25 protein-coding genes are annotated in these 24,621 nt (G+C 62.0%); 11 read left to right on the forward strand and 14 right to left on the reverse strand.

The genetic code is table 11. The features are described 5' to 3' along the window. Positions 1 to 209 precede the first annotated feature (209 nt). A complete protein-coding gene (locus ASC85_RS20295; RefSeq protein WP_057451063.1) occupies positions 210 to 1,325 on the forward strand; it encodes a Gfo/Idh/MocA family protein in 1,116 nt (371 codons plus the stop codon). A gap of 166 nt (positions 1,326 to 1,491) precedes the next feature. Here the strand turns inward: ASC85_RS20295 and ASC85_RS20300 are convergent, their stop codons facing one another. The 3 genes from ASC85_RS20300 to ASC85_RS20305 all read right to left on the reverse strand — a co-directional run bounded on the left by ASC85_RS20300 (position 1,492) and on the right by ASC85_RS20305 (position 4,234). Continuing rightward, positions 1,492 to 2,925: an FAD/NAD(P)-binding protein gene (locus tag ASC85_RS20300; protein ID WP_057451064.1), complete on the reverse strand. Its 1,434-nt coding sequence runs from the start codon at positions 2,923 to 2,925 to the stop codon at positions 1,492 to 1,494. A 231-nt stretch (positions 2,926 to 3,156) separates the two neighbouring features. Beyond that, complete coding sequence (locus ASC85_RS32190) at positions 3,157 to 3,525, reverse strand: hypothetical protein (RefSeq protein ID WP_156395664.1); 369 nt, start codon at positions 3,523 to 3,525, stop codon at positions 3,157 to 3,159. A gap of 145 nt (positions 3,526 to 3,670) precedes the next feature. Next, positions 3,671 to 4,234, reverse strand: a complete 564-nt coding sequence (locus ASC85_RS20305) for a helix-turn-helix domain-containing protein (RefSeq protein WP_057451065.1) — start codon at positions 4,232 to 4,234, stop codon at positions 3,671 to 3,673. A gap of 12 nt (positions 4,235 to 4,246) precedes the next feature. On the opposite strand from ASC85_RS20305, the gene ASC85_RS20310 reads away from it, so the two are divergent. The 7 genes from ASC85_RS20310 (at position 4,247) to ASC85_RS20340 (ending at position 11,596) form a co-directional block, all read left to right on the forward strand. Further along, the gene (locus tag ASC85_RS20310) at positions 4,247 to 5,251 is read left to right on the forward strand and encodes a DMT family transporter (RefSeq protein ID WP_057451066.1); all 1,005 of its coding nucleotides are present in this window, start codon (positions 4,247 to 4,249) and stop codon (positions 5,249 to 5,251) included. 284 nt (positions 5,252 to 5,535) lie between these two features. Further along, positions 5,536 to 8,460 carry a monovalent cation/H+ antiporter subunit A gene (locus ASC85_RS20315; RefSeq protein WP_057451067.1) on the forward strand — a complete coding sequence of 975 codons (2,925 nt, stop codon included), beginning with the start codon at positions 5,536 to 5,538 and terminating at the stop codon, positions 8,458 to 8,460. Further along, positions 8,460 to 8,804 carry a Na+/H+ antiporter subunit C gene (locus ASC85_RS20320; RefSeq protein WP_003202835.1) on the forward strand — a complete coding sequence of 115 codons (345 nt, stop codon included), beginning with the start codon at positions 8,460 to 8,462 and terminating at the stop codon, positions 8,802 to 8,804. Before ASC85_RS20315 ends, ASC85_RS20320 begins: the two co-directional genes overlap by 1 nt. Next, the gene (locus ASC85_RS20325; RefSeq protein WP_057451068.1) at positions 8,801 to 10,486 is read left to right on the forward strand and encodes a monovalent cation/H+ antiporter subunit D; all 1,686 of its coding nucleotides are present in this window, start codon (positions 8,801 to 8,803) and stop codon (positions 10,484 to 10,486) included. The genes ASC85_RS20320 and ASC85_RS20325 overlap by 4 nt, the downstream gene beginning before the upstream one ends. Continuing rightward, on the forward strand, positions 10,483 to 10,971 hold the full coding sequence (locus ASC85_RS20330) for a Na+/H+ antiporter subunit E (protein WP_057451069.1): 489 nt from the start codon (positions 10,483 to 10,485) through the stop codon (positions 10,969 to 10,971). Before ASC85_RS20325 ends, ASC85_RS20330 begins: the two co-directional genes overlap by 4 nt. Next, positions 10,968 to 11,246, forward strand: coding sequence for a K+/H+ antiporter subunit F (locus tag ASC85_RS20335; protein WP_003202841.1), 279 nt, complete (start codon positions 10,968 to 10,970; stop codon positions 11,244 to 11,246). Before ASC85_RS20330 ends, ASC85_RS20335 begins: the two co-directional genes overlap by 4 nt. Continuing rightward, the gene (locus ASC85_RS20340; RefSeq protein ID WP_057451070.1) at positions 11,243 to 11,596 is read left to right on the forward strand and encodes a Na+/H+ antiporter subunit G; all 354 of its coding nucleotides are present in this window, start codon (positions 11,243 to 11,245) and stop codon (positions 11,594 to 11,596) included. The genes ASC85_RS20335 and ASC85_RS20340 overlap by 4 nt, the downstream gene beginning before the upstream one ends. A 134-nt stretch (positions 11,597 to 11,730) precedes the next feature. Here the strand turns inward: ASC85_RS20340 and ASC85_RS20345 are convergent, their stop codons facing one another. The 3 genes from ASC85_RS20345 to ASC85_RS20355 form a co-directional block, all read right to left on the reverse strand. After that, positions 11,731 to 12,168 carry a DUF3995 domain-containing protein gene (locus tag ASC85_RS20345; RefSeq protein WP_057451071.1) on the reverse strand — a complete coding sequence of 146 codons (438 nt, stop codon included), beginning with the start codon at positions 12,166 to 12,168 and terminating at the stop codon, positions 11,731 to 11,733. Between the two features lie 139 nt (positions 12,169 to 12,307). Then, positions 12,308 to 13,318 (reverse strand): ABC transporter substrate-binding protein, encoded by a 1,011-nt coding sequence (locus ASC85_RS20350; RefSeq protein WP_003202848.1) that lies wholly within the window; start codon positions 13,316 to 13,318, stop codon positions 12,308 to 12,310. Positions 13,319 to 13,505: 187 nt separating this feature from the next. Beyond that, positions 13,506 to 13,955: a hypothetical protein gene (locus tag ASC85_RS20355; protein WP_003202850.1), complete on the reverse strand. Its 450-nt coding sequence runs from the start codon at positions 13,953 to 13,955 to the stop codon at positions 13,506 to 13,508. 426 nt (positions 13,956 to 14,381) lie between these two features. On the opposite strand from ASC85_RS20355, the gene ASC85_RS33920 reads away from it, so the two are divergent. The 3 genes from ASC85_RS33920 to ASC85_RS20365 all read left to right on the forward strand — a co-directional run bounded on the left by ASC85_RS33920 (position 14,382) and on the right by ASC85_RS20365 (position 15,304). Then, on the forward strand, positions 14,382 to 14,618 hold the full coding sequence (locus ASC85_RS33920; protein WP_430458892.1) for a hypothetical protein: 237 nt from the start codon (positions 14,382 to 14,384) through the stop codon (positions 14,616 to 14,618). 131 nt (positions 14,619 to 14,749) lie between these two features. Next, on the forward strand, positions 14,750 to 14,980 hold the full coding sequence (locus ASC85_RS20360) for a hypothetical protein (protein WP_003202853.1): 231 nt from the start codon (positions 14,750 to 14,752) through the stop codon (positions 14,978 to 14,980). An 87-nt stretch (positions 14,981 to 15,067) separates the two neighbouring features. Further along, positions 15,068 to 15,304 carry a DUF2789 family protein gene (locus tag ASC85_RS20365; protein ID WP_003202855.1) on the forward strand — a complete coding sequence of 79 codons (237 nt, stop codon included), beginning with the start codon at positions 15,068 to 15,070 and terminating at the stop codon, positions 15,302 to 15,304. Between the two features lie 234 nt (positions 15,305 to 15,538). Here the strand turns inward: ASC85_RS20365 and ASC85_RS20370 are convergent, their stop codons facing one another. The 8 genes from ASC85_RS20370 to ASC85_RS20400 form a co-directional block, all read right to left on the reverse strand. Next, a complete protein-coding gene (locus ASC85_RS20370) occupies positions 15,539 to 17,143 on the reverse strand; it encodes a methyl-accepting chemotaxis protein (protein WP_057451072.1) in 1,605 nt (534 codons plus the stop codon). A 178-nt stretch (positions 17,144 to 17,321) separates the two neighbouring features. After that, the gene (locus ASC85_RS20375; protein WP_003202859.1) at positions 17,322 to 17,726 is read right to left on the reverse strand and encodes a TraR/DksA family transcriptional regulator; all 405 of its coding nucleotides are present in this window, start codon (positions 17,724 to 17,726) and stop codon (positions 17,322 to 17,324) included. Positions 17,727 to 18,196: 470 nt separating this feature from the next. Further along, positions 18,197 to 19,219 (reverse strand): ABC transporter permease, encoded by a 1,023-nt coding sequence (locus ASC85_RS20380; protein ID WP_057451073.1) that lies wholly within the window; start codon positions 19,217 to 19,219, stop codon positions 18,197 to 18,199. 268 nt (positions 19,220 to 19,487) lie between these two features. After that, the gene (locus ASC85_RS20385; protein WP_057451074.1) at positions 19,488 to 21,041 is read right to left on the reverse strand and encodes a sugar ABC transporter ATP-binding protein; all 1,554 of its coding nucleotides are present in this window, start codon (positions 21,039 to 21,041) and stop codon (positions 19,488 to 19,490) included. A 77-nt stretch (positions 21,042 to 21,118) separates the two neighbouring features. Continuing rightward, positions 21,119 to 22,045 (reverse strand): sugar ABC transporter substrate-binding protein, encoded by a 927-nt coding sequence (locus ASC85_RS20390; RefSeq protein ID WP_057451075.1) that lies wholly within the window; start codon positions 22,043 to 22,045, stop codon positions 21,119 to 21,121. Positions 22,046 to 22,096: 51 nt separating this feature from the next. Then, positions 22,097 to 22,249 (reverse strand): hypothetical protein, encoded by a 153-nt coding sequence (locus ASC85_RS32660; RefSeq protein WP_164488492.1) that lies wholly within the window; start codon positions 22,247 to 22,249, stop codon positions 22,097 to 22,099. A gap of 142 nt (positions 22,250 to 22,391) precedes the next feature. Then, positions 22,392 to 23,444, reverse strand: coding sequence for a Gfo/Idh/MocA family protein (locus ASC85_RS20395; RefSeq protein ID WP_057451076.1), 1,053 nt, complete (start codon positions 23,442 to 23,444; stop codon positions 22,392 to 22,394). 140 nt (positions 23,445 to 23,584) lie between these two features. Continuing rightward, on the reverse strand, positions 23,585 to 24,595 hold the full coding sequence (locus ASC85_RS20400) for a Gfo/Idh/MocA family protein (RefSeq protein WP_057451077.1): 1,011 nt from the start codon (positions 24,593 to 24,595) through the stop codon (positions 23,585 to 23,587). Between the last annotated feature and the right edge of the window lie 26 nt (positions 24,596 to 24,621).

The following is a 24,621-nucleotide window of genomic DNA, read 5'->3' on the forward strand; positions in this document are numbered from 1 at the left end:
GGCAATAGCTACTTTGTTCATGGCAATGGTCTCCGATAGGCCCCCTGCGAAAGCTTAGTGGGCAATCGCAGGGGGCGGCGGGGGTAGCCATTTCATTAAGGGATCCTCTGCAATCGCGCAAATGAATATTTATTCCAATATTTGCAATTAGCGAATATTTATTCCATAAATAGCCCTCCTGAAAATAACAATTCAAAGGGCTCTTCCTCATGCGTGAACTCGGCATCGGTCTGATTGGCACCGGCTTCATGGGCCGTGCCCATGCCTTGGCGTTCCACAATGCCAAGGCGGTGTTCGACCTCCCCCTGAACCTGAAACTGGCGGCCCTGGCCGACGCCGATCCGCAGCGTGCCCGGCAATGCGCCCACAGCTGGGGGTTCGAGACGGCCCACAGCGACTGGCAACAACTGATCGACGACCCGAAGGTCAACCTGATCGCCATCACCACGCCCAATCACCTGCACTTCCCCATGGCCATGGCAGCGTTGGCGGCGGGCAAGCCGGTCTATTGTGAAAAGCCCCTGGCGGTGTCCCTGGAGCAGGCCGAGCAGATGCGCCAGGCGGCCAAGTCAGCCGGGGTGGTGACGCGGGTCGGCTACAACTACCAGCACAACCCGATCATTCAACAGGCGCGGGACATGATCCAGCGCGGCGAACTGGGACAGATCATCAGTTTCCAGGGCGAATTCAGCGAAGACTTCATGGCCGACCCCGCCTCGCCGTGGTCATGGCGCTGCGAAGCGGCCCACGCCGGCGGTGCACTGGCGGACCTGGGCAGCCACTTGCTGGCCATGGCCCGGCACTTGTTGGGCGATGTCGAAGCGGTGTGCGCCGACAGCCAGACCGTGCACAACCAACGCCCTGCCAGCGCGGGCAATACCGAACAACGTGCCATCGCGGTGGACGACCAGGTCCACGCGCTGCTGCGTTTCGCCAATGGCGCCCGAGGCACGGTGAGCAGCAGTTGGCTCAAGCACGGCTACAAGAACCACCTGAACTTCGAGATCAGCGGCACCCTCGGCACCCTGGCGTTCGATCAGGAACGGCTGAATGAACTGCGCCTGTGTCGCGTCGGCCAGGCGGGTTTCCAGCGCCTGCTGGCCGGCCCGGATTTGCCCGGTTATGCCGCGTTCAGCCCGGCCGCCGGGCACCAGTTGGGGTACAACGAATTGAAGACCCTGGAAGTGCATGAACTGGTGATGACCCTCGCCGGCGAAGGCGGCAACGGGACGGACTTCGAAGAGGCCTGGGAAGTGGAGCGGCTGGCGGCGGCGATTCGTGTGGCGGCGCGGGAGGAGCGTTGGGTCAAGGTCAGCGAGCAATGACCTGCTGAGCAAACCGCTCATAACGATCGTTCCCACCTGTGGGAGCAAGGCTTGCCCGCGATGAAGATGACGCGGTCTCCCTGGGAACCGAGGCGCCTGCATCGCGAGCAAGCTTTGCTCCCACGCAGCGGGGATAAATCCCCTCGCCACAGGGGCGTTTTCAATTTCAATCTTGGGATTGCAGTTCAACCAGACGCACGGCCAACGCCTTGGCCTGGCTCGCCACATCGGTCACGGCGGTGCTTTCCCACCACATCCCCCGCAGTGGCGGGCCCATGGCGAACAGGCGCTCGGCAGGCTCGCCTCGGGCGTCCAGCACCGCACCATCGGCACGCGCGGCGATGCCCAGGGCCAGCGGCCCGGGCTGGATCAGCCCCCGGGCCAGCAATTGTTGCGGCAACGGCCGTGCAACCCGGCGCCAGTCATATTCGATGCCGCTGGAGTTGATCAGCGCCGCGCCCTGCACCACCGTCAGCCCAGCCTCGCCCCGGCGGCGGATGGTAATACCCAGCGTGCCCTCGGCAGAGGACGCCAGCCCCTTGAACGACGCCGCCTGGATCCGCAACCGCCCTTCCCCATGCAGACGCGCCACCAGTTCGGCGCTCAGCGGTGGCGAACGATGGTGATGGCTCTCCCACCATGGCCGCACATGGCGGACGAACTGCCGGCGTTGCACATCGCTGGCCTGGTTCCACAAACGCCCGATATGCGCGCGCACCGTGTCCAACGGCGCCTGCCAATCGACGCCTTGAGCCAGGGCCTGACGGCATTGCTCGCGCAGGGCTCGCATCAATTGGCGTGGTGACCGCAGGCTGTGATCGTCGGCGAGGAAATCCACCCAGGCAGGTGGCTGGCGGCGCACATGGGGCAACAAACCATGGCGGGAAAAGACTTCGATCGGCCCACGGTGCCCGGCATGCTCCAGGGACACGACGGCATCGACCATGGTCAGTCCCGAGCCGATGATCAGCACCGTGGACTGCGGATCGAGCTGGCGCATCGCAGCCACATCCCAAGGGTCCAGCGCCGCGGCATTCAAGCCGCTGGATTCGGTTTGCGGGGTGCGCGCCGCCGGGAACATGCCGGTGGCCAGCACCGCGAAACGCCCGCGCAACACCTGGCCGTCATCCAGCGTCAGCATTACGGCATCCTCAGCAACCCGCAGGTCCACGGCCTCCCCACGCACGTGCTCGGCGGTCGAACCGTTTCGTGCGCCCAACTCGCGAGCCTCGGCCAGCCGTTGTTGCACATAGAGGCCAAACATTCCCCGGGGCGGGAACAACTCGCTGATCGGCACGTGCTGCTGATCCGCCTCGGGCCAGCCGCCGGCTTCGATGAACGCGGTGAGCCATTGGGTCAGGTCATCGGCGTTGTCCGGGTCGACGCTCATGCGCGCGGCGTTGCCGTTCAAGGTGTGGCCCAGTTCCACGGCACTGTAGGCCTCGCCCCGGCCCAGTTCGCTGCGCGACTCGACAATCAGCACCTCACGCCGGCCCGGCAGGCGCAGCAGCTGCGCGGCCAACATGGCACCGCTCAGGCCGCCGCCGATGATGAGGATGTCGGCAAAACGTGGCGCTAGCGTAGTCAAATCATCTTTCATTGAACGCTTCCATAAAAACAGTCAACACCCCATCGGTTACTCGTCATCGTCCAGGCACACGGTGCGAGTTTCCGATGAGATGAAGCCACCTTACTGTTTTGTCTGATTTTACGGAAGCTAGTTATAAAGCAGATCACCCAATTCAGATCTAGAGGGACAGGTATTCCACAACGAGATCCTATACATCAGCTATTGCCAAGCAAAACCATTGACGATTCAGCCCGCCTTCTTCTATCTAACAACCTGATACGGCACCCGTGGCGATCGTATTGGATGATCACCCTTATAAATAGTATATTCCACCGAGATCTGCATCCCTGGTTTTAGCTTCAACCTAAAAGAAGTTATGCGCCATTCAATTTCACCGCGGTCAATTTGCTCCTGAGTGATTTGCCTCCGCGCACCGTGAAGCGCCCCTATGGGCGAGTCAAAAACAAAACGAGTTTCATAACCTGCCTCAACAAACGAAGCAAGACGAGTGGCAATCGTACAATCGTCAAGAATATTAGTGTGAATCTCATTATTGACTGCTTGCAAAATCCGGGGAGCTGGAAGTTCTGGATCTACAAGCACCAAGATATCTTCATTAGTGTTTTCCATTGTGGAACCCTCTCAATAAGATTGTTCTTGTGGAATTTGTATACCGAGACGTTATCCGCCACTCGTTGATTATGATAGAAGCCTTGCCCAGCCATCTACTGTCAAACCTGACAGGTGCATGCATGAACAGTATTTAAAATGAAAATCAAATCACCACGTTGCGTACAAACCGCGCAGCCACTGAACCATCGTTGCGATAGGCATGGGGCTGGTTGCTGGCGAACATGAAAAACTCACCGGCACCAATCCGGTGTTCCTCGCTGCCCAACAGCAGGGTCAGGCAGCCCTCGAATACGTAGAGTTGCTCGCTCCAACCGTCGGCGTCGGGCTCTGAAGGGTAATACTCGCCGGGCTCCAGGCGCCATTCCCAGAGTTCCACCTCACGGCTGGCGGTGGCCTTGGCGAGCAATACGGCTTTGCTGCCGGCAATGGTCCCGGCCCAGGCCAGTTCGTTGATGCGGCTAGGGTCTCGGGCCTCGGGGGCCTGGATCAAGTCGCTGAAGGCCACGTCCAAGGCTTCGGCGACCCGGTCCAGAGTGGTCAGGCTGACGTTCTTTTCGCCGGCCTCGATGGCCACCAGCATCCGCCGGCTGACCCCCGACAGCTCGGCCAGCGCCGTCTGGCTGAGCTCGGCGGCATGCCGCAGACGACGGACGTTCTGGCTGACGTGTTGCAGGACGGACGCCCGCTGGCCGGATTCTTTGTGCACTATATTGCTCACATGGCTGGGTTGCGCATTATACTGCCCAACTTCGGGCGCATTGTGCGTCCGCCTCAAGTGGCGCGCAAGGTCATGGCATCGGTGAACTCCCCGCAAGTTTCTTCCCGTTTCTCAAGGTTCAGCAAGGCCGAATGCGTGCTGGTGCTGATTACCATGATCTGGGGTGGGACTTTCCTGCTGGTGCAACACGCCATGACGGTCAGTGGGCCGATGTTTTTCGTCGGCCTGCGCTTTGCCGCCGCGGCCGCGTTTGTCGCGCTGTTTTCCTGGCGGCATCTGCGGGACCTGACCTTCTTCGAACTCAAGGCCGGGTGCTTCATCGGTGTGGCGATCATGCTCGGCTACGGCCTGCAGACCGTCGGCCTGCAAACCATCCCCAGCAGCCAGTCGGCGTTCATCACCGCGCTCTACGTACCATTCGTGCCCTTGCTGCAATGGCTGGTACTGGGCCGGCGACCGGGCTTGATGCCGAGCATCGGCATCATGCTGGCGTTCACCGGGCTGATGCTGGTGTCGGGGCCGGCCGGGGCCTCGCTGAACTTCAGCCCCGGTGAAATCGCCACGTTGATCAGCGCCATCGCGATTGCCGCCGAAATCATCCTGATCAGCGCCTATGCCGGCCAGGTCGATGTGCGCCGGGTGACCGTGGTGCAACTGGCAAGCACGGCGGTGCTGGCCTTCCTGATGGTGGTGCCGACCCAGGAAGCGATCCCGGATTTTTCCATGTTGCTGCTGGTCAGCGCCGTGGGCCTGGGCGCCGCCAGCGCAGCGATCCAGGTGGCGATGAACTGGGCACAGAAAAGCGTCTCGCCCACCCGCGCCACGCTGATCTATGCCGGTGAGCCAGTGTGGGCCGGCATCGCCGGGCGCCTGGCAGGCGAGCGGCTGCCGGCGATCGCGCTGGTGGGCGCCGGATTGATTGTGGCGGCGGTGATTGTCAGTGAGCTGAAGACCCGTAGCAAAGGCGTTGTCGAGGTGAATGAGGCGCTTGAGCGGGAGCAGTGAGGCCGGGGGCGTTTAAACCTGTGTAGGAGCTGACGAGTGCAACGAGGCTGCGATCTTTCCCCAGACACTTGAGTCTCAAGCGAAAAATCAAAGATCAACAGATCGCAGCCTTCGGCAGCTCCTACACAAGGCCAGCGGGAGCAAGCGCCCTCACAACGGGTGATGTGTATGGCGCAAAGTCAGAAAACTCCACCTCCCTTGTAGGATTCTGCGACACCCTCGCGGTTGGTGATCGGGAATACGCCACGTATGATCCCTCACAACCTCCCGCCGAATAGAAGCCTATGTCACTGATAGTTCTATTGCTTTTGCCCTTCATCGGCAGCTGTGTCGCGGCGCTGCTGCCGCATAACGCCCGTAACGCCGAATCACTGCTGGCCGGCCTCGTCGCCCTGGCCGGCACGGTTCAGGTGGCCTTGCTGTACCCGCAGATCGCCGACGGCGGCGTGATCCGCGAGCAATACGCCTGGTTGCCCAGCCTGGGCCTGGATTTCGTATTGCGCCTGGACGGCTTCGCCTGGCTGTTTTCGTTGCTGGTGCTGGGCATCGGCACGCTGGTGTCGCTGTACGCCCGCTACTACATGTCGCCGGATGATCCGGTGCCGCGCTTCTTCGCATTTTTCCTGGCGTTCATGGGCGCCATGCTCGGACTGGTGATCTCCGGCAACCTGATCCAGATGGTGTTTTTCTGGGAATTGACCAGCCTGTTCTCGTTCCTGCTGATCGGTTACTGGCACCACCGCGCCGACGCTCGACGCGGTGCCTACATGGCGTTGATGGTGACCGGGGCTGGCGGGCTTTGCCTGCTGGCCGGGGTGATGCTGCTCGGCCATGTGGTGGGCAGCTATGAGCTGGACAAGGTCCTCGCCGCCGGCGACCTGATCCGTGCCCATGCCCTCTACCCCATCCTGTTGCCGCTGATCCTGATCGGCGCCTTGAGCAAAAGCGCCCAGTTTCCGTTCCACTTCTGGCTGCCCCATGCCATGGCGGCCCCCACGCCGGTGTCGGCGTATCTGCACTCGGCGACCATGGTCAAGGCCGGGGTGTTCCTCTTGGCGCGGTTATGGCCGTCGCTGTCGGGTAGCGAAGAGTGGTTCTACATCGTCGGCGGCGCGGGAGCCTGTACGTTGCTGCTGGGCGCCTACTGCGCGATGTTCCAGAACGACCTCAAAGGCCTGCTGGCCTACTCCACCATCAGCCACCTCGGGCTGATCACCCTGCTGCTGGGCCTGAACAGTCCACTGGCGGCCGTGGCGGCGGTGTTTCATATCCTCAACCACGCCACGTTCAAGGCATCGCTGTTCATGGCCGCCGGGATCATCGACCACGAAAGCGGCACCCGCGACATTCGCAAGCTCAGCGGCCTGGTGCGGCTGATTCCGTTCACCGCGACCCTGGCCATGGTCGCCAGCGCGGCGATGGCCGGGGTGCCGTTGCTCAATGGTTTCCTGTCCAAGGAAATGTTCTTCGCCGAGACCGTGTTCATTTCCGCCACGGCCTGGGTCGAACTGGCGCTGCCGATCATCGCCACCATCGCCGGGACCTTCAGCGTCGCCTACTCCTTGCGGTTCACCGTGGATGTGTTCTTCGGCCCCACCGCCACCGACCTGCCCCATACCCCCCACGAACCACCGCGCTGGATGCGTGCGCCGGTGGAGTTGCTGGTGTTCACCTGCCTGTTGGTGGGGATTTTTCCGGCCCAGGTGGTCGGCTCGTTGCTCGCGGCCGCCGCCTTGCCGGTGGTGGGCGGCACGCTGCCCGACTACAGCCTGGCGATCTGGCACGGCCTGAATGCACCGATGATCATGAGCCTGGTGGCCATGTCCGGCGGCATCGTCCTGTACCTGCTGCTGCGCAATCAGCTCCGGCAAGGGCACATCAAGCACCCGCCGTTCATTGGCCGACTCAGTGGCAAGCGCTTGTTCGAGCGCTGCCTGGTACTGATGATGCGCCAGGGCCGGCGCCTGGAACGACGGATCAGCACCCGCCGCCTGCAGGCCCAATTGTTCTGGCTGGTCCTCGCTGCGGTGCTCGCCGGGCTGATCCCGATGCTGCACAGCACGCTGGTCTGGGGCGACCGGCCGAAGATCCCCGGGTCCATCGTCTTCGTCACCCTGTGGCTGCTGGCGATCGCCTGTGCCCTGGGCGCGGCCTGGCAGGCCAAGTACCACCGGCTCGCGGCCCTGACCATGGTCAGCGTCTGCGGCCTGATGACCTGCGTGACCTTCGTCTGGTTCTCCGCCCCCGACCTGGCCCTGACGCAACTGGTGGTGGAAGTGGTTACCACGGTGCTGATCCTGCTGGGCCTGCGCTGGCTGCCACGGCGGATCGAGGACGTCTCGCCGCTGCCCAACAGCGAGCGGCGCGCGCGCATCCGGCGCCTGCGGGACTTGCTGCTGTCCAGCGCCGTCGGCGGCGGCATGGCGCTGTTGTCCTATGCGATGCTCACGCGCCAGACGCCCAACGACATTTCTTCGTTCTACTTGAGCCGTGCCCTGCCCGAAGGTGGCGGCAGCAATGTGGTGAACGTGATGCTGGTGGACTTCCGCGGCTTCGACACCCTAGGGGAAATCACCGTGCTGGTGGCGGTGGCCCTGGCGGTGTTCGCCCTGCTGCGGCGTTTCCGCCCGCCAAAGGAAAGCATGCAACTGCCGGCACAACAGCGCCTGCTGGCGCCGGACGTGGTCACCGACCTGGTCAACCCGCGCCATGCCAGCGACACCGCACTGGGTTTCATGATGGTGCCGTCGGTGCTGGTGCGCCTGCTGCTGCCGATCGCCCTGGTGGTGTCGTTCTACCTGTTCATGCGTGGCCACAATCAACCCGGTGGCGGCTTCGTGGCCGGGTTGGTGATGTCGGTGGCGTTCATCCTGCAATACATGGTGGCCGGCACCCAGTGGGTCGAGGCGCAAATGAGCCTGCGACCGCTGCGCTGGATGGGCACCGGGCTGTTGTTCGCCACCGCCACGGGCCTCGGGGCGATGGCCGTGGGTTATCCGTTCCTGACCACCCACACCTGGCATTTTGAATTACCGCTGCTGGGTGATCTCCATGTGGCCAGCGCGCTGTTTTTCGACATCGGCGTGTACGCCGTGGTGGTCGGTTCCACCCTGTTGATCCTCACCGCCCTGGCGCACCAATCGGTACGGGCCCATAAGCCGGGCCTGCACGCCAAACCCGTCGCCCCCGTCAAAGGAGCCACCGCCTGATGGAAGAAGTCATCGCAATCGCAATCGGTGTACTGGCCGCCTCCGGTGTCTGGCTGGTATTGCGGCCACGGACCTTCCAGGTGGTCATGGGCCTGTGCCTGCTGTCCTACGGCGTCAACCTGTTCATCTTCAGCATGGGCAGCCTGTTCATCGGCAAGGAGCCGATCATCAAGGACGGCGTGCCCCAGGACCTGCTGCACTACACCGACCCGCTGCCCCAGGCACTGGTGCTGACCGCCATCGTGATCAGCTTCGCCATGACCGCGCTGTTCCTGGTGGTGCTGCTGGCGTCCCGGGGCCTGACCGGTACCGACCACGTGGACGGTCGGGAGCCCAAGGAATGATGTTGACGCCTCATCTGATCGCCGCGCCCATCCTGCTGCCGCTGCTGACCGCCGCGTTGATGCTGATGCTGGGCGAGAAACACCGACCGCTCAAGGCACGGATCAATCTGCTTTCCAGCCTGCTGGGCCTGGGCATCGCCGTGCTGTTGCTGTACTGGACCCAGGATCAGGCCCTGCCCGCGTCCATTGGCGTGTACCTGCCGGGCAACTGGCAGGCGCCGTTCGGCATTGTCCTGGTGGTCGATCGTCTGTCGGCGCTGATGCTGGTGCTGACCGGCATCATCGGCGTCAGCGCCCTGCTCTTCGCCATGGCCCGCTGGGACCGCGCCGGGGCCAGTTTCCATGCGCTGTTCCAGATCCAGCTGATGGGCCTCTACGGCGCCTTCCTGACGGCGGATCTGTTCAACCTGTTCGTGTTCTTCGAAGTGCTGCTGGCGGCCTCCTACGGCTTGATGCTGCACGGGTCGGGCCGGGCGCGGGTATCGTCGGGCCTGCATTACATTTCCATCAATCTGCTGGCCTCGTCGTTGTTCCTGATCGGCGCAGCGCTGATCTATGGCGTCACCGGCACGTTGAACATGGCCGACCTGGCCCTGAAAATCCCGCTGGTGCCGGAGGCCGACCGCGGCTTGCTGCACGCCGGCGCAGGCATCCTTGCGGTGGCGTTCCTGGCCAAGGCCGGCATGTGGCCGCTGAACTTCTGGCTGGTGCCGGCCTACAGTGCCGCCAGCGCACCGGTGGCGGCGCTGTTTGCGATCATGACCAAGGTCGGCGTCTACACGATCCTGCGCCTGTGGACGTTGCTGTTCTCCGGCCAGGCCGGCGCCTCGGCGTATTTCGGTGCCGACTGGCTGGTCTACGGCGGCATGGCGACCATCGTCTGCGCCGCCATCGCCATTCTGGCGGCCCAACGCCTGGAGCGCATGGCGAGTCTGAGCATCCTGGTATCGGCCGGGATCCTGTTGTCGGCCATCGGCTTCGCCCAACCCAACCTGGTGGGCGCGGCGCTGTTTTACCTGGTGAGCTCGACCCTGGCGCTGTGCGCGCTGTTCTTGCTGGCCGAACTGATCGAGCGTTCGCGCTCAGCCAATGAACTGTCCCTGGACGACGACTTCGACACCTTGCCGCGACCGCTGGAATCCTTGCAACCGCCCAAGGGCATCAACCTCGACGACGAGCAGAAGGCCGTGGTCGGGCAGGTGATTCCCTGGACCATGGCCTTCCTTGGCTTGAGTTTTATCTTCTGTGCGCTGTTGATTATCGGCATGCCGCCGTTGTCGGGGTTCATCGGTAAGCTGAGCCTGCTCAGTGCCCTGCTCAATCCTCAGGGGCTCGGCGCCAGCGCCGGGGCACCGCTGTCGAATCAGGCGTGGGGCTTGTTGGCGTTGTTGATCCTGTCGGGGCTGGCCTCGCTGATTGCCTTTTCACGCCTGGGCATCCAACGTTTCTGGACGCCCCAGGAACGCCCATCGCCGTTGCTGCGGCCGTTCGAATGCCTGCCGATCATCGTGCTGCTGGGCCTGGGCATCGCCCTGACTTTCAAGGCCGAACCGTTGCTGCGCTACACCCAATCCGCTGCCGATGCGCTGAACAACCCGGAACATTACGTGATGTCGGTACTCGCCACCCGCGCCGTGCCCAACCCCGAGACCCGCACCGCATTGCGGGAGGTGCAACCATGAAGCGCCTGTTGCCCGCCCCGTGGTTGTCCCTGGCGTTGTGGTTGCTGTGGCTGGTGTTGAATGTGTCCGTCAGCGCCGGCCATCTGCTGCTGGGCGCGTTACTGGGCTTCCTGGCCCCGTTGATGATGCGCCCGTTGCGCCCACGGCCCATCCGTATCCGCCGGCCGTGGGTGGTGTTGCGCCTGTTCCTGCTGGTGGGCCGTGATGTGCTGGTGTCCAACCTGGCGGTGGCCTGGGGGGTGCTCAACGCGGGGCGCCGCCCGCCTCGCTCGCGCTTCATCAAGGTGCCGCTGGACCTGCACGACGCCAACGGCCTGGCCGCGCTGTCGATGATCACCACGGTGATTCCGGGGACGGTCTGGTCGGAACTGGCCCTGGATCGCAGCATCCTGCTGATGCATGTGTTCGACCTGCAAGACGAGGCGTCATTCATCGCGCATTTCAAGGCCACCTACGAGCGCCCGTTGATGGAGATTTTCCAATGAGCCCCTTGCTGTCCAATGCGATCCTGCTGAGCCTGTTCCTGTTCTCCCTGGCGATGGTGTTGACCCTGTGGCGGCTGTTCAAGGGCCCTTCGGCCCAGGACCGGGTATTGGCCCTGGACTACCTGTACATCGTGGCGATGCTGATGATGCTGGTGCTGGGCATCCGTTATGCCAGTGACACCTATTTCGAAGCGGCGCTGCTGATCGCCCTGTTCGGCTTTGTCGGCTCGTTTGCCCTGGCCAAGTTCCTGTTGCGTGGCGAGGTGATCGAATGAGCGGCGAGCTGTCGATGTGGGTGGAAATCCCGGTGGCGATCCTGTTGGTGCTCGGTAGCCTCTTCGCCCTGGTTGGAGCGATCGGCCTGGTGCGGCTGAAGGATTATTTCCAGCGCATGCACCCTCCGGCCCTGGCGTCCACACTGGGCGCCTGGTGCGTGGCACTGGCTTCGATCGTGTATTTTTCAGCGCTCAAGTCCGGGCCGGTGTTGCACGCCTGGCTGATACCGATCCTGTTGTCCATCACCGTCCCGGTGACCACCCTGCTGCTGGCCCGAGCGGCGTTGTTCCGCAAGCGCATGGCCGGGGATGATGTGCCGGCGGAAGTGAGCAGTCGCCGAAACGACTGACAGATACGTTGATCGTTCCCACGCTCCGCGTGGGAATGCATCCCGTGACGCTCTGCGTCACCTTCCAGAAGCGGAACGCGGAGCGTCCCTGGCGACGTTCCCACACAGGAGCGTGGGAACGATCGATATGAAACTCAGGCCCACGCCACCGTCAGCAACCCGGCCCCAAGCACCACGCACAGCGGCGAATAGACCCAGGTGTCGAGCCTGGCGAATGTCGAATCCTTGACCTCCTTGAAGAAACCCACCAGCTCCGACTCGCCAATGGCCCGGGCGAACATCAGCAAGGCAATCGCGCTGATCAGCCACTGCAACGCCCGATGGGTGACCGGCTGCGCCAGCAGGCCGACCCGCAGGCACACCAGCAACGCCACCATCAGCAGTGCCACGGCAACCAGCAAGGTCAGCCAGCCCGAGGGGTCGAACGCCGGTCGCAGCGCCTCCCCCTGCTTCACCGGCACCTGAGGCACGACAGCCTTGGCCGCCCACCGCCCACCCAGGGCCCAATACATATGAATCAAGCTGATGGTCGCAAACACTGCGACCAGCGACCGAGCCAATAAAAGCGTCATTCGCCAGCCTCCTGAAAAAGGTTGAACACTCATCCTAGCTCGAATTTGGCATTTCGCTGGACGGGCGTAGGTTGCCAGTTTCCAGCGAATGACTCATTGCCCAGGATCAAGAGTTCAACCTGCCGGCACGCGCGCGGCCCTACAGACCGGCGGAGACCTTGTCCGCCACCTCCTTGGGCAGCCAGGCCTGCCAGACCTGTGGATGCGCCTTGAGGAACGCCTCGGCGGCTTCACGGGGGGGCGTGCGCTTCTCGCTCATGTCGGCCAGGGCTTTGTTCAACGGTTCGATGGGCAAATCGACCTTGCTGAAGAACTCGGCAATGTCCGGGTATTGCTTCTGGAACGGCGCGGACACGCCAATCGACAGTTTCGAGGCCAGTGAACGGGTGGGCTTCGGGTTGGGGTTATCGGCGTCGGTCAGGGTTTTCCAGGCCTCGGCATCGAACGGCGGCTCTTGCAACTGCACCAGCTTGAAGCGCCCGAGCAGTGGCGTGGGCGACCAGTAGTAAAACAGGATCGGCTTGCCCCGGCGGATCGTCGAGCTGATTTCCGCATCCAGCGCCGCCCCCGAACCGCTGCGAAAATTCACGTAGCTGTCAGACAAGCCGTATGCCTTGAGCTTCTGTTTGTTGACCACCTCGGAAGTCCAGCCAATGGGGCTGTTGAGGAAGCGGCCCTTGTCGGGGCTCTCCGGGTCCTTGAACACATGCTTGTAGCGCGCCAGGTCTTCGACGCTGCGCAGGTCCGGCGCCAGGGGCTTGATGCCCTTGGCCGGGTCGCCCTTGATGACGTACTCGGGCACCCACCAACCTTCCGTCGCGCCTTTGACCGTATCGCCCAAGGCGACCACCTTGCCCTCGGCCTCGGCCTTGACCCACACCGGGCTGCGGCCGGCCCATTCCTCGCCGATCACCTGGATGTCGTTATTGGCCAGGGCGGTTTCCAGGGTAATGGTGGTGCCCGGCAATGTGTCGGTCTGCAACCCGTAGCCTTTTTCGACGATGATCCGCAGGATATCGGTGATCAGGCTGCCACTTTCCCAGTTCAAGTCGGCAAAGTGGATCGGCGCTGTGGCGGCCGACGCCGGAAGGGGTGAAACCAACACCGCGAAGGTGGCCCAGGCAGCCAGCCACTGTCGAACTCGTTTCATGCTTTGCACCTCATGCCAGATACAGCAATAGCTGAACGGCCCTGCGTAACCGAACGCAAGCCCTGAATAGTTCAGTCAATTGACTGTAGCCGAGGTTCCAGCGAGATCTTGCGAAACTGTCAGCGGTTTGGGCGCACAGCCCCGCGCAAGCCCGATGCCTAAGCGCTTTTCAGCGGTCCGGAAGCGATCACTCGCTGGCCTTGAAGGTCACCAGTTCGCCCTTGCGCCACTTGGCGGCCTTGGCGGTGACCGCCTTCAGGGTCTTGGTCAAGCCTTCTTGCAGTTGTTCATTGGCCGCAAACACGGTCACCACGCTGTGGCCTTCCTTGAACAGGATGGCCTGACCACCGGGGGTCGTGACGAAGGCGTAATCGCCAAGGCCATAGACCGTCAGCTTGATTTCGCGAAAGCGGATTTCAAACTTGCCACCTTCGCGGCTGGGCAACACCGCTGCGCGAAAATGATCACCGACCTTGAGTTCGAGCCTGGGCTTGTCATCGACCACCAGAGCCGACTCGGTGTCGATTTCGGCGACATAAATACCTTCGGCGGTCTGCTCGGTGATGTAGACGAAACGTGACTGGAAGAGTTTGACCAGTTTTGCCCGCAGGTCACCAAGTACGAATAACGCATGCATGTCGAGATTACTTACTGCCAAGGAAACATCCCCATTTTTGAAAAAGGCCCGCCCTGCACAAAGGACGGACCACGAGAACCCGTGCCGACTGTAATGTCGTATGGACCTGTAATTGAAATTCGAAGTGAACGGTGCGCCCTGTCCCGGGCCGAGAGCAGACTAAAGGTTGCCGCTCTCGCCGTCTTTCCCGGGGGGTCGCCAGAGGCTGAAGGAAAAAGCCACTCTGAGCATCGGAAAAGATGGGACTACTAACTTTAGGGAAATTTCTCACTTAAAAAAGCATTTTTCTGACATCAAGCCCAAAAAAAATTGCTTTAGATAGGCGCAGCCGTCCACACGACACTGCCGATTCTAGAGCAGCCGAAGGCGTGGAGACTACTCGAAGTACTCGGCAATTCGTCGGTAAACCATAGAAAAGGAATTCACATGGCCACTTTCACAACCCTGCCCCACCCCTTCCCACCTTGCATCGTCGATACAGCTGACAGCTTCGACGGGGTCGATTGCCTGCCTGTTTCGTTGATACAACCGCGTTATCGGGTGGTTTTGGCCGGAAAGTGTTTTTTTCACATTGAGGAAACATCGACCGGACGTGTAAGAGGATTCCGAACCGATCATAACGAAGCCTGCTACTTGGCCAGGCGTCTCGAACGCAGCGCCTGAGCTCATCTATGCCCGTCCATGACTTAACTCAGCCGTCGACGGGCAACTGCTGCCATACTGCCCGCCCTGCGAAGCCGTCGCCCATTGACGGATCGCGCACCCATGGTATGACTTCGAGGAGAAGGCGCGACGTGACGGAATTTGATATCGGCGAATTTTTTATCCGGGGCGAAGCCAGAGAAGTCGAAGGCGAGTTCCAGGCCGTCATCGTGATGCGCGCCAAGCCACCCTTGACCACCGTCAGTTGCCACCAGGTGGAGAAGGATCGCTGGTTCAAGACTGCGGAGATCGCTGCCGAGGCTGCCAGGGAAGCCGCCAAGGCGTTGAAGGCCGCCGTGGACGAAGGGGCCTTGAAAGCCTGAGCCCGATCGAACTCCTGATGACCGCTTGCCTCAGATAAAGGGAAGCACCGAGGCGCCACGACGGCGCCACGCCCAAAGGAGACTCCCATGGAACAACCTTCCCACGAACTCAAGACCCTGTTCGACCAACTGGGCCTGCCCTCCGACGACAAGGCCATCGACGATTTCATCATCGCCCACCCGCTGGCCCCGGAGATCAAGCTGGTGGAGGCCGATTTCTGGTCGGACCAGCAAAAAGACCTGCTCCGGGAATGGCTGCTCGCCGACGGCGAAGAGGCAGTGCTGGTGGATCAGTTGAACGTGCGTCTGCACGACGGCAAATAGAATGGACTGAATACACCATCGCTTTTGTGGCGAGGGAACTTGCTCCCGCCGGGGTGCGTCCTGTAGGAGCTGTCGAGTGCAACGAGGCTGCGATCTTTCCCCAGGCACTTGAGTCCCAAGCGAAAGATCAAAAGATCGCAGCCTTCGGCAGCTCCTACACAAGCCCAGCGGGGAGCAAGCTCCCTCGCCACAGGATTGTGGCTGGCTGGAAAACTCAATCACCTGTAATCAGGCCTAGCGCGGCTTCTCGGGTTTGTAGCCCAGGCGCAAACCACCCCAGTGACGCCCCTTGAGCATGATCGGTACGGAAAGATCGTGCATCAACTCGCCCGTGTCGCGGGTGTAGGTCTGGAGCAGCACCGGTTGCTGGTGACTGCCGCAGCGAATCCCGGTGCGATCGGAGAATTTGCGCTTGGTGCGATTGTTCAGCGTGTCCACCTGCGGATCGCCGGTCAGCGGCTGGCTGAAGACCTTGTTATGGGTCGGCACGTAGCCCTGCTGGGTGCAGGCAATCGCAAACACCAGGCCCTCATGCCGGGCAAGCAAGGGTTCCTGGATCACCGGCAGTACCTGATCGGTGTAGCGGTCGAAACGGGTCTGGAATTTGGCTGGCTGGGTATTGGGGATCGGCTGGTAGTTGCGGTCGAACAGGTCCTCCAGGCTGACACGGCCCTGGTCGATATCGGCTTCGAACTGCGCAGCGATCTGGCTTGCCCCTTCCCGTGCCAGGTCGTAGACCCGTTGGTGATAATCGTCGAGGCCCACCTCGGCCAGCCGTTCGCTGATGGTTTCGGCCTGCCCCTCCATTTGCACAGCCGCCTCGGCCAGGCGCTGGGTCTGCTGGTCGCTGATGGACAGGTCGCCGCGCATCTGCTCGATGGCGTGGAACAGGCTGTCGAGTTGTTCGCGATTGGTGTCGGTGCCTTCGGCGATGGCGCTGACCTGGGTTTCGACGCCGGCGGCGAGCCGGGCGATGTTTTCCAGATGCTGGCCGGTGTGCTCGACCTGCTGCACGCCAATGTCCAGGTCCGCGGCCAGTTGACGGATCTGCTCCACCACCTGGGCGGTGCGCTGCTGGATGTCGGCCACCATCACCCCGACCTCGCCGGTCGCCGCAGCCGTGCGCCCGGCCAGGCCACGGACTTCATCGGCCACCACCGCGAACCCACGGCCATGCTCACCGGCCCGCGCCGCCTCGATGGCCGCGTTCAGCGCCAGCAGGTTGGTCTGGCTGGCGATCGACTGGATCACCAGGCTGACCCGCTGGATTTCATCGCTGCGCACACTCAAGGCCTCGATCAACTCGCGGCTGTCGTTTGCGCGCTGGCTGAGCTGATGCATGCGGCTGATGGACTCCACCAGCTCGCTGCGCCCGGCCAGGCTGCTGCGATGGGCCTCGCTGGCGGCGCCCAGGGCTTGCTGGCTGAGTTGCGAAGTGGCTTGCTCGGTGGCGATCATCGATTCGGCATTGCTGACGATCTGCGCCGCCGCGTCGAGTTGGGACTGGACCTTGCCGGCCAGTTGCTTGACCGAATAGGCGACACCGGCCGCTGACAGCGCGTTATGGCTGGTGGTGTAGGACAGGTCGCGGGTCAGCTCGGCCAGTGTGTCGGTCGCGAGTGCGGGCGCCGCGGCCACGCGCGAACGCAGGCGCGGCAACCAGACGATGAGCATGACCAGCGGCAGGGCCAGGTACAGCGACCAGCCGCCCAGGGCCATGCCGCACAACAGCAATGCCAGGGCGAGGCTCTGCAACGTCGGCGTCAGCCAGCGCGCCGTGCTTTTTGTCTCAGGTGCCGAGGCCGGCACTGCACCCGTCAGCGTTCCGTCTGTCGCCATGTTCGTCACCCACACTCTCGTTGTTATAACCGCATTAAACGCCACTACAGAGCCATTATCCATGGTCCATTAGTCGCGTTCTTGCAGCAGATCAACGGGAGTAGACGAACGAGCACAGGCGAAAGCAAAAGATCGCGGCCTTCGTCAAAAGGTCGCGATCTTTTTTGGAAAACCCGAATCAGGCCTGACGCTGGTGCTTGTCGATCTGTTCGTGACGTTCCTGGGCTTCGATGCAGTACTTGGTGGTCGGGCTGATCAGCAGGCGCTTGAGGCCGATCGGCTCGCCGCTGTCGTCGCACCAGCCGAAGCTGTCGTCGTTGATGCGGTCCAGGGCCTGCTCCAACTGAGGCAGCATGCGCTGGTCGCGATCGATGGCGTTGACCAGCCAGGTACGCTCTTCTTCTACGGAAGCAGCGTCCGCCGGGTCAGCCGGGGTGTCCAGGCTCTCAATGGCGATTCGGTTCTGTTCGATGCGCTCGTGGGTTTCGACTTTCATGTTCTGCAACAGCTTGGTGAAGAAAGCCAGCTGCTCGGCATTCATGTAGTCATCCGCCGGCATGGCCAGCAACTTTTCCTTTGTCATTGATTTCTCTATAAAAAAACGTGCATTAAGGCGAATTATGGAGCGTCCCGCACTAGGCTTTGTACGATAAGTGCCTGCGCGACGATCAGGCCGCGTTGAAAACAGGCTCGGAATGCTCATTGACAACCAGTCAACTGCGCTTCCTCGCCTGTTTTCGCCTTGCCTGATCGCCGCTCGGCGACTTCTCGTACAAACCCTAAGCTGCCGCGCTCATCAGGAAGGCGCCGTCTATTCCAAGCGCCACCCGGCACTCAATTTACGAGGGGCGGCAGTCTAAGGCCGAGTCGAGGCCTCAGCAACTGAAAACATAGGGAAAATGTCCGACAACCCCTTCAAATGTTCTCTGACAGGCTTTTGGCAGTCATCGGAGTGCGTTTATAACAAGAAATTCGGTGCAATAGCTGTATTAAGAAGACAAATGGCAACGCCACGCGGGTCAGACGTGGCGCTTTGGCGCAACTTCCTGGGCATCAGCGCTTGAGTTTGCGCTTGTTGCGGTACTGGTCGATGACCACCGCCACCACAATGATCAGCCCCTTGATGATGTCCTGGATGTAGGCATCGACACCGACGAAGGTGAAACCGCTGGCCATCACCCCAAGGATCAGCGCCCCGATCACGGTGCCAGTGATGCGCCCCACCCCGCCCGCCAGGCTGGTGCCGCCGATCACGGCCGCGGCAATCGCGTCCAGCTCATAGGACATGCCCATGCCCGCCTGCCCGGTCGCCGCCCGCGCCGAGGCCACCACGCCGGCCAACCCCGCCAGCAACCCGGCAATGCTGTAGACGATCACCAGGTGGCGCTTGACGTTGATGCCGGATGTGCGCGCGGCCTGCATGTTGCCGCCGATGGCGTAGGTGTACTTGCCATACTTGGTGTAGCGCAGGGCGATGTGGAAGATCACCGCCACCACCAGGAAGATGATCACCGGCATCGCCCCATGCCCGATGGCGGTATAGGAATCGGACAGCATGCTCACCGGTTGACCTTCGGTGTAGTAGCGCGCCAGGCCACGGGCCGAGACCATCATGCCGAGGGTGGCAATGAACGGCGGAATACCGGTAATGGCGATGATGCTGCCGTTGATCGCCCCGGCCAGCAGCCCCACGCCGAGCCCCGCCACCACCGGTATCCACACCGGCAAGTCCGTCAAGGAGGGAAACACCGCCCGGGCGAAGTCAGAAGTCTGGGCCAGGCTGGCGGCAATCATCGCCGACAGCGCCAGCACCGAGCCGGACGACAGGTCGATACCGGTGGTGATGATCACCTGGGTCACGCCGATGGCCAGCAGGCCGATGATCGACACTTGCAGGATCATCAGCACCAGGCGCTGGGAGTTCATCAGGAAACTCTGGTCGCGCATGATCCAGCCGAACATTTCGAACACCAGGCCGATGCCGATCAGCACCAGGAAGATACTCAGTTCCGTCGGCAGTCGCCGGCGCGCCCTGGCCGGTGCGGCCGCGGGTTTGTTTTCCAGTATCGCGTTCATAACCATTCACCTTTTTTATCTGTGGCGAGGGAGCTTGCTCCCGCTGGGCTGCGCCGTAGGAGCTGTGTAGGAGCTGTGTAGGAGCTGTCGAGTGCAACGAGGCTGCGATCTTTCCATAGACACTTGAATCTCAAGCGAAAGACCAAAAGACCAAAAGACCAAAAGATCAAAAGATCGCAGGCTTCGCCAGCTCCTACAGAGCCCAGCGCGAGCAAGCGCCCACTCCACGGGATTGTTGCCCGACTTTATTTACCTGAACCGAAAGACATCAGGACAAGCCCGAGGCCAGTTGCATCACTCGTTCCTGGGTCGCTTCGCTGCGGTCGAGGGTGCCCATCAGGTCGCCTTCGTGCATCACCATGACCCGGTCGCTCATGCCCAGTACTTCCGGCAGCTCCGAGGAAATCATGATCACCGCCATGCCTTCGCTGGCGAGGTAGGAAATCAGCCGGTAGATCTCGGCCTTGGCACCGACATCGATGCCACGGGTCGGCTCGTCGAGGATCAGGATGCGCGGGTTGGTCATCAGCCAGCGGGCCAGCAACGCTTTCTGCTGGTTGCCGCCAGACAAGGTGTCGATGCACTGTTCCAGCGACGGGGTCTTGACCCGCAGCTTCTTGCACATGTCCTCACACAAGGCGCGCAGGGCTTTTTGCTGGATGAAGCCGTTGCCCACGTAATGGGGCAGCACGGCCATCTCCATGTTTTCCAGCACCGACAGGCACGGGAACAGGCCACTGAGCTTGCGGTCCTCGGTCAACAGCGCGAAGCCTTTCTCGATGGCCATGTGCGGGTCACTGATGCGCACCGGTTGGCCGTCCAGCAGGATTTCGCCACCGGTACTCGGGGTCACGCCGAAAATCGCCTCGGCCACGTTGGTCCGGCCCGAGCCCATCAACCCGGCGATGCCCAGGATCTCCCCGGCATGCAGGTCGAAGGACACGCCTTTGAAGATGCCGTCCAGGCTCAGGTCGCGCACCGACAGCACCAAATCGCCGATGGGTTGCTCCCGCACCGGGAACAACTGGCTCAGTTCGCGCCCGACCATCATCGAAATCAGGCTGTCGCCGTCCATGCTGTCGGCCCGTTGCAGGCCGATGTAGGCACCGTCGCGAAACACCGCCACTTCATCGGCGATGGCAAACACCTCGTTCATTTTGTGGGTGATGTAGATGATGCCCTTACCCTGGGACTTGAGGTCGGCAATGATCGAGAACAGGTGGGCGACTTCGGTCTCGGTAATGGCCGAGGTCGGCTCGTCCATGATCAGGATGTCGGAGTCGTAGGACACGGCCTTGGCAATCTCGACCATCTGCCGCTCGGCGATGCTCAGGTTGCCGACCTGCTCCTCGGGGTCGAGCTTGATGCGCAGGCGCTCCAGCAGGCGGGCGGTGCAGCGATGCATCTCGCCATGGTCGACCATGTGCAGGCCGTTGAGCTGCTCGCGACCGATCCAGATGTTTTCGGCGATGCTCATGTGGGGCATCAGGTTCAGTTCCTGATGGATCATCGCGATGCCGGCCTGCAAGGCCGCCAGCGGCGTGTCGAACGTCACCGGCTTGCCGCGCAGGCGCAGTTCGCCGGCGTCCGGCTGGTAGATACCGGCGATGATTTTCATCAAGGTGGATTTGCCCGCGCCATTCTCGCCCATCAGGGCCAGCACGGAACCGGGGCGTACCCGCAGTTGTACATCGGACAGGGCCACCACGCCGGGAAAGCCTTTGCTGACATTGACGACTTCCAGCAGATACGGTTCATCAGGTATTACGTCCGGCCGGAAAGTCATCGCCGGGGCGCTCGAAGCAGTCGCTGAAGCGAACATGATCAGGTACTCCCTCGGCAAGGTCGGCGTTGCAACCTTGCCTGTTTATTGTTGTGGTGGGACCGGTGCGTCAAACGTCACTTGAACTGATCGACGTTTTCCGGCGTGATCAGGCGGTACGGCACCCAGACGGACTGTTCGACCGGCTGTTTCTTGACCATTTTCACCGCGGTGTCGATCGAGCCGTCAGCCTGACCCTTGGCGTCCTGGAACACCGAGACCGCCATCTCGCCTTTCTTGATCGCGTTCAAGCCGTCCGGCGTGCCATCGACCCCGGCAATCAATACGCTGCCCTTCTTGGTGCCCGCTTGCTTGAGGGCCATGGCGGCACCGATGGCCATCTCGTCGTTGTTGGACACCACGGCCTGGAAGTCGCGGCCCTGGGTCAGCCAGTCGTTGACCAGGGTCATGCCCTTGTCCCGGGACCAGGTACCGGTCTGTTCCTGCTCGATCTTGATGTTGGGATATTTGGCCAACACTTCCTTGACGCCCTTGGTGCGGTTGGTGGTGGAGTTGTTGGCGAGGTCGCCCAGCAGGATCACGATGTCACCCTTGCCGCCCATCTTGTCGGCCAGGTATTGCATCTGCATGCGGCCGGCTTCCAGGTCATCGGAGGCCACGGTGACCACGCCTTCTGGCAACTTCGGATCATCCGGACGGCGGTTGACGTACACCAGTGGGATACCGGCGGCCACGGCGGCCTTGGTGATGCGCTGGGTCGCGGCGGTGTCCACCGGGTTGACGATGAGCGCGTCGACCTTCTGGCTGATGAAGCTTTCCACTTGGCTCAGCTGCTTGACCACGTCACTGCGCGCGTCTTCGAACTGCAGGGTGACGCCGTCCGGCAGGGACTTGGCTTTCTTGTCCATGGATTCGCGCAGGTAAGTCAACCAGGTGTCATCGAACTGGGACATGCTGACGCCGATCTTCAGGTCCGCCAGGGCAGCGCCGCTGGTGAGCATCAACGACAGGGCCAGCGAGGCGATACGGGTCTTGGTCTTCATGAACGGTCTTTCTCCACTTTTTTGTTGGTTTTATGGATAAGGCGTGACGGATCAGGAACGGGGCAAACGCACGATGGGCGCGCCGGGCATGCAACACACCATGGCGCCGTTACGCTGGATACACAGGAATTCGAACAGGGGGAGAACTGCGGACAGGCGCAGCAGATGTGGCAGGTGAAACGCAGAGCGGCTGAAGGTTTTCATCGACGGTACCTAGCTGTGTTTCTTGTTTTTGTTTCGTCTGGCATCCGTTCAAGGCTGGCTTGGCGGGAGACAGACAGGATTGTCGGTAACCTGGAATCGACTTTATTGGAAAATATTTTCCATATCAACTCATTTTAGAATTTTATTCGTTTTTTATTCCATGACCCACAGGCGTGGATAAACGCACCACTTCGCCCTGCTCGGCACTCTGCCTGGCAGCATCAAGGATGCGCGTGGTCGCCAGTGCATCACGGGCCTCCACCGGCAGCGGGCCAGCGCCCTGCAACGCGGTTTGCAGGTGTTGGTAGAACGCCAGCCAGCAGCCACGCTCCGAGGTCACCCGCTCGCGCTCGGTGCCGTGCTCGAACCAGCCCCAGCGCCGATGCTCTTCAGCGCCCCAGCGCTCACCCTCGGTCGCCGGACTCAGGCCCGCCAGCGCCTGGGCTTCTTGCCCGTCCAGGCCTTCGACGGTATAGCAGCCCTGGGTGCCGTTGACCCGAAAGCGCGGGCGCGCTGCGTTTTGCACGCAATTGCCGCTCAAGTGGGAAATCACGCCGCTGGCATGGGTCAAGGACATGAAGAAGCCGTTGTCGAACGCCTGGCCGGGTTGGCGGTAGTCCAGCTCGGCGTAGACCCGCTCCACCGGCCCGAACAGTTGCAGCGCCTGGTCCACCAGGTGGCTGCCCAAGTCGCGCAGGAACCCGCCACCGCTGCCTTTGCCGACCGAGGTCGGCGAATAGCGCTCGACGCTGGATTCAAAACGAATGACCTGCCCCAGGGCGCCGGACGCCAGCAGTTTGCGCAAGGTCAGGAAATCCGAATCCCAGCGACGGTTCTGGTACACGCTCAACGGCACGTTGTGTTGTTCGGCGGCCATCACCATCGCTTCGGCCTGTGCTGCATCCCAGGCAAAAGGCTTGTCGCTGACCACCGCCACGCCGAGGTCGATGGCTTGCATCACCACCTCCGGGCGACCGTCCAGCGGCGTGGACACCACCACCGCATCAACGCCCGCTGCGACCAATTCTTCGAGGGAATCAAAGGCTTGGACGTGCGGATAATCACTCGCCAGTTGCTGGCGCCGCTCGGCGGACCGGGTCACCACGCCGACGAACGTAGCCCCGGGCAGACTGCTGATCAGCGGCGCATGAAAAAACCGCCCGCCCTTGCCGTAGCCCACTAGTCCGATTCGCATGAAAGCTCCTTGTTGGTCACTGAATGAAGGCAATCCCTGTGGGAGCAGAGCTTGCACGCGATGACGGCGGCACATTCAGCATCAATGCAAGCTGACCCACCGCCATCGCGAGCAGGCTCGCTCCCACAGAGGGAATGCATTTAACCGTAGAAACGCGGGCGTTCGGGCAGTTCGACCTTGATGATCTGCCCACTCTGCTGCGCTGCCACACAGGCATCCGCCGCCACCGCTGCGGCAAAACCATCCCAGGCCGACGGCCCGCCCACCTGCCCGGCGCGCACGCCGTCGATGAAGGCCTGCAATTCGACGTCGTAGGCCGCGATGAAACGGTCCTTCCAGTCCATCAGGATCGCATTCGACAGTTTCGCGCCACTGCGCAATTGCACCTGGGACGGTTCCGGGAGCTTGGCGATGCCGGTCTCCCCCACCACTTCGCACTGGATGTCGTAGCCGTACTGGCAGTTGACGAACACTTCGACGTCGATGCGCGTGCCCCGGGCGGTTTCCAGCAGGACGATCTGCGGGTCGCGCAAATGGGCCAGGGCCTTGCTGGTCTTGCGTGGGAACACCACCTGCACCGACACGTAGTCATCGGCCAGCAGCCAGCGCAACACATCCAGCTCATGAATCAAGGTGTCGGTGATCGCCATGTCGGTCTTGTAGTTTTCGCCCACGCTCGGGTTGCGGTGGGCGCAATGCAGCATCAGCGGTTCGCCGATCTGGCCGCTGTCGATCACCGCCTTGAGCGCGCGATAACCTTCATCGTAAGGGCGCATGAAGCCGACCTGCACCAGGCGCTTGCCGTGGGCCACTTCAGCCTCGACGATCTTGCGGCAACCTTCGGCCGTGACCGCCAGCGGCTTTTCACAGAACACCGGTTTGCCCGCCGCAATCGCCGCCAGCACGAATTCTTCGTGGCTCGGGCCCCAGGAGGTGACGAGGATCGCTTCCACGTCCGGCGCCTTGATCAATGCATGACCGTCGGGGTAGACCTCGGCGGTCAACTTCAGATCGGCAACGACCTTGGCCGCTTGTTGCAGGTTGATGTCGGTCACCGCCACCACCTGGCTGTTGAGCAAGGTCTGGCTGCAACGACGGATATGGTCCTGGCCGATGGCCCCGGTGCCGATGACGCCCAGCTTCAAAGACATGTAGAGAACTCCTTTCGTATTGTTGG

Source organism: Pseudomonas sp. Root401 (assembly GCF_001425105.1).
GTDB lineage: Bacteria > Pseudomonadota > Gammaproteobacteria > Pseudomonadales > Pseudomonadaceae > Aquipseudomonas > Aquipseudomonas brassicacearum.

Excerpts from the sequence above, each read along its gene's own strand:
- ASC85_RS20365 (WP_003202855.1), top strand. The coding sequence starts at position 15,068 with ATGGAACAACCTTCCCACGAACTCAAGACCCTGTTCGACCAACTGGGC.
- ASC85_RS20380 (WP_057451073.1), bottom strand. The coding sequence starts at position 19,219 with ATGAACGCGATACTGGAAAACAAACCCGCGGCCGCACCGGCCAGGGCG.
- ASC85_RS20310 (WP_057451066.1), top strand. The coding sequence starts at position 4,247 with ATGGCTGGGTTGCGCATTATACTGCCCAACTTCGGGCGCATTGTGCGT.
- ASC85_RS32660 (WP_164488492.1), bottom strand. The coding sequence starts at position 22,249 with ATGAAAACCTTCAGCCGCTCTGCGTTTCACCTGCCACATCTGCTGCGC.
- ASC85_RS20400 (WP_057451077.1), bottom strand. The coding sequence starts at position 24,595 with ATGTCTTTGAAGCTGGGCGTCATCGGCACCGGGGCCATCGGCCAGGAC.
- ASC85_RS20340 (WP_057451070.1), top strand. The coding sequence starts at position 11,243 with ATGAGCGGCGAGCTGTCGATGTGGGTGGAAATCCCGGTGGCGATCCTG.
- ASC85_RS20315 (WP_057451067.1), top strand. The coding sequence starts at position 5,536 with ATGTCACTGATAGTTCTATTGCTTTTGCCCTTCATCGGCAGCTGTGTC.
- ASC85_RS20330 (WP_057451069.1), top strand. The coding sequence starts at position 10,483 with ATGAAGCGCCTGTTGCCCGCCCCGTGGTTGTCCCTGGCGTTGTGGTTG.
- ASC85_RS20325 (WP_057451068.1), top strand. The coding sequence starts at position 8,801 with ATGATGTTGACGCCTCATCTGATCGCCGCGCCCATCCTGCTGCCGCTG.
- ASC85_RS20320 (WP_003202835.1), top strand. The coding sequence starts at position 8,460 with ATGGAAGAAGTCATCGCAATCGCAATCGGTGTACTGGCCGCCTCCGGT.
- ASC85_RS20385 (WP_057451074.1), bottom strand. The coding sequence starts at position 21,041 with ATGTTCGCTTCAGCGACTGCTTCGAGCGCCCCGGCGATGACTTTCCGG.
- ASC85_RS20345 (WP_057451071.1), bottom strand. The coding sequence starts at position 12,168 with ATGACGCTTTTATTGGCTCGGTCGCTGGTCGCAGTGTTTGCGACCATC.
- ASC85_RS20300 (WP_057451064.1), bottom strand. The coding sequence starts at position 2,925 with ATGAAAGATGATTTGACTACGCTAGCGCCACGTTTTGCCGACATCCTC.
- ASC85_RS20395 (WP_057451076.1), bottom strand. The coding sequence starts at position 23,444 with ATGCGAATCGGACTAGTGGGCTACGGCAAGGGCGGGCGGTTTTTTCAT.
- ASC85_RS33920 (WP_430458892.1), top strand. The coding sequence starts at position 14,382 with ATGGCCACTTTCACAACCCTGCCCCACCCCTTCCCACCTTGCATCGTC.
- ASC85_RS20375 (WP_003202859.1), bottom strand. The coding sequence starts at position 17,726 with ATGACAAAGGAAAAGTTGCTGGCCATGCCGGCGGATGACTACATGAAT.
- ASC85_RS32190 (WP_156395664.1), bottom strand. The coding sequence starts at position 3,525 with ATGGAAAACACTAATGAAGATATCTTGGTGCTTGTAGATCCAGAACTT.
- ASC85_RS20390 (WP_057451075.1), bottom strand. The coding sequence starts at position 22,045 with ATGAAGACCAAGACCCGTATCGCCTCGCTGGCCCTGTCGTTGATGCTC.
- ASC85_RS20335 (WP_003202841.1), top strand. The coding sequence starts at position 10,968 with ATGAGCCCCTTGCTGTCCAATGCGATCCTGCTGAGCCTGTTCCTGTTC.
- ASC85_RS20355 (WP_003202850.1), bottom strand. The coding sequence starts at position 13,955 with ATGCATGCGTTATTCGTACTTGGTGACCTGCGGGCAAAACTGGTCAAA.
- ASC85_RS20370 (WP_057451072.1), bottom strand. The coding sequence starts at position 17,143 with ATGGCGACAGACGGAACGCTGACGGGTGCAGTGCCGGCCTCGGCACCT.
- ASC85_RS20350 (WP_003202848.1), bottom strand. The coding sequence starts at position 13,318 with ATGAAACGAGTTCGACAGTGGCTGGCTGCCTGGGCCACCTTCGCGGTG.
- ASC85_RS20295 (WP_057451063.1), top strand. The coding sequence starts at position 210 with ATGCGTGAACTCGGCATCGGTCTGATTGGCACCGGCTTCATGGGCCGT.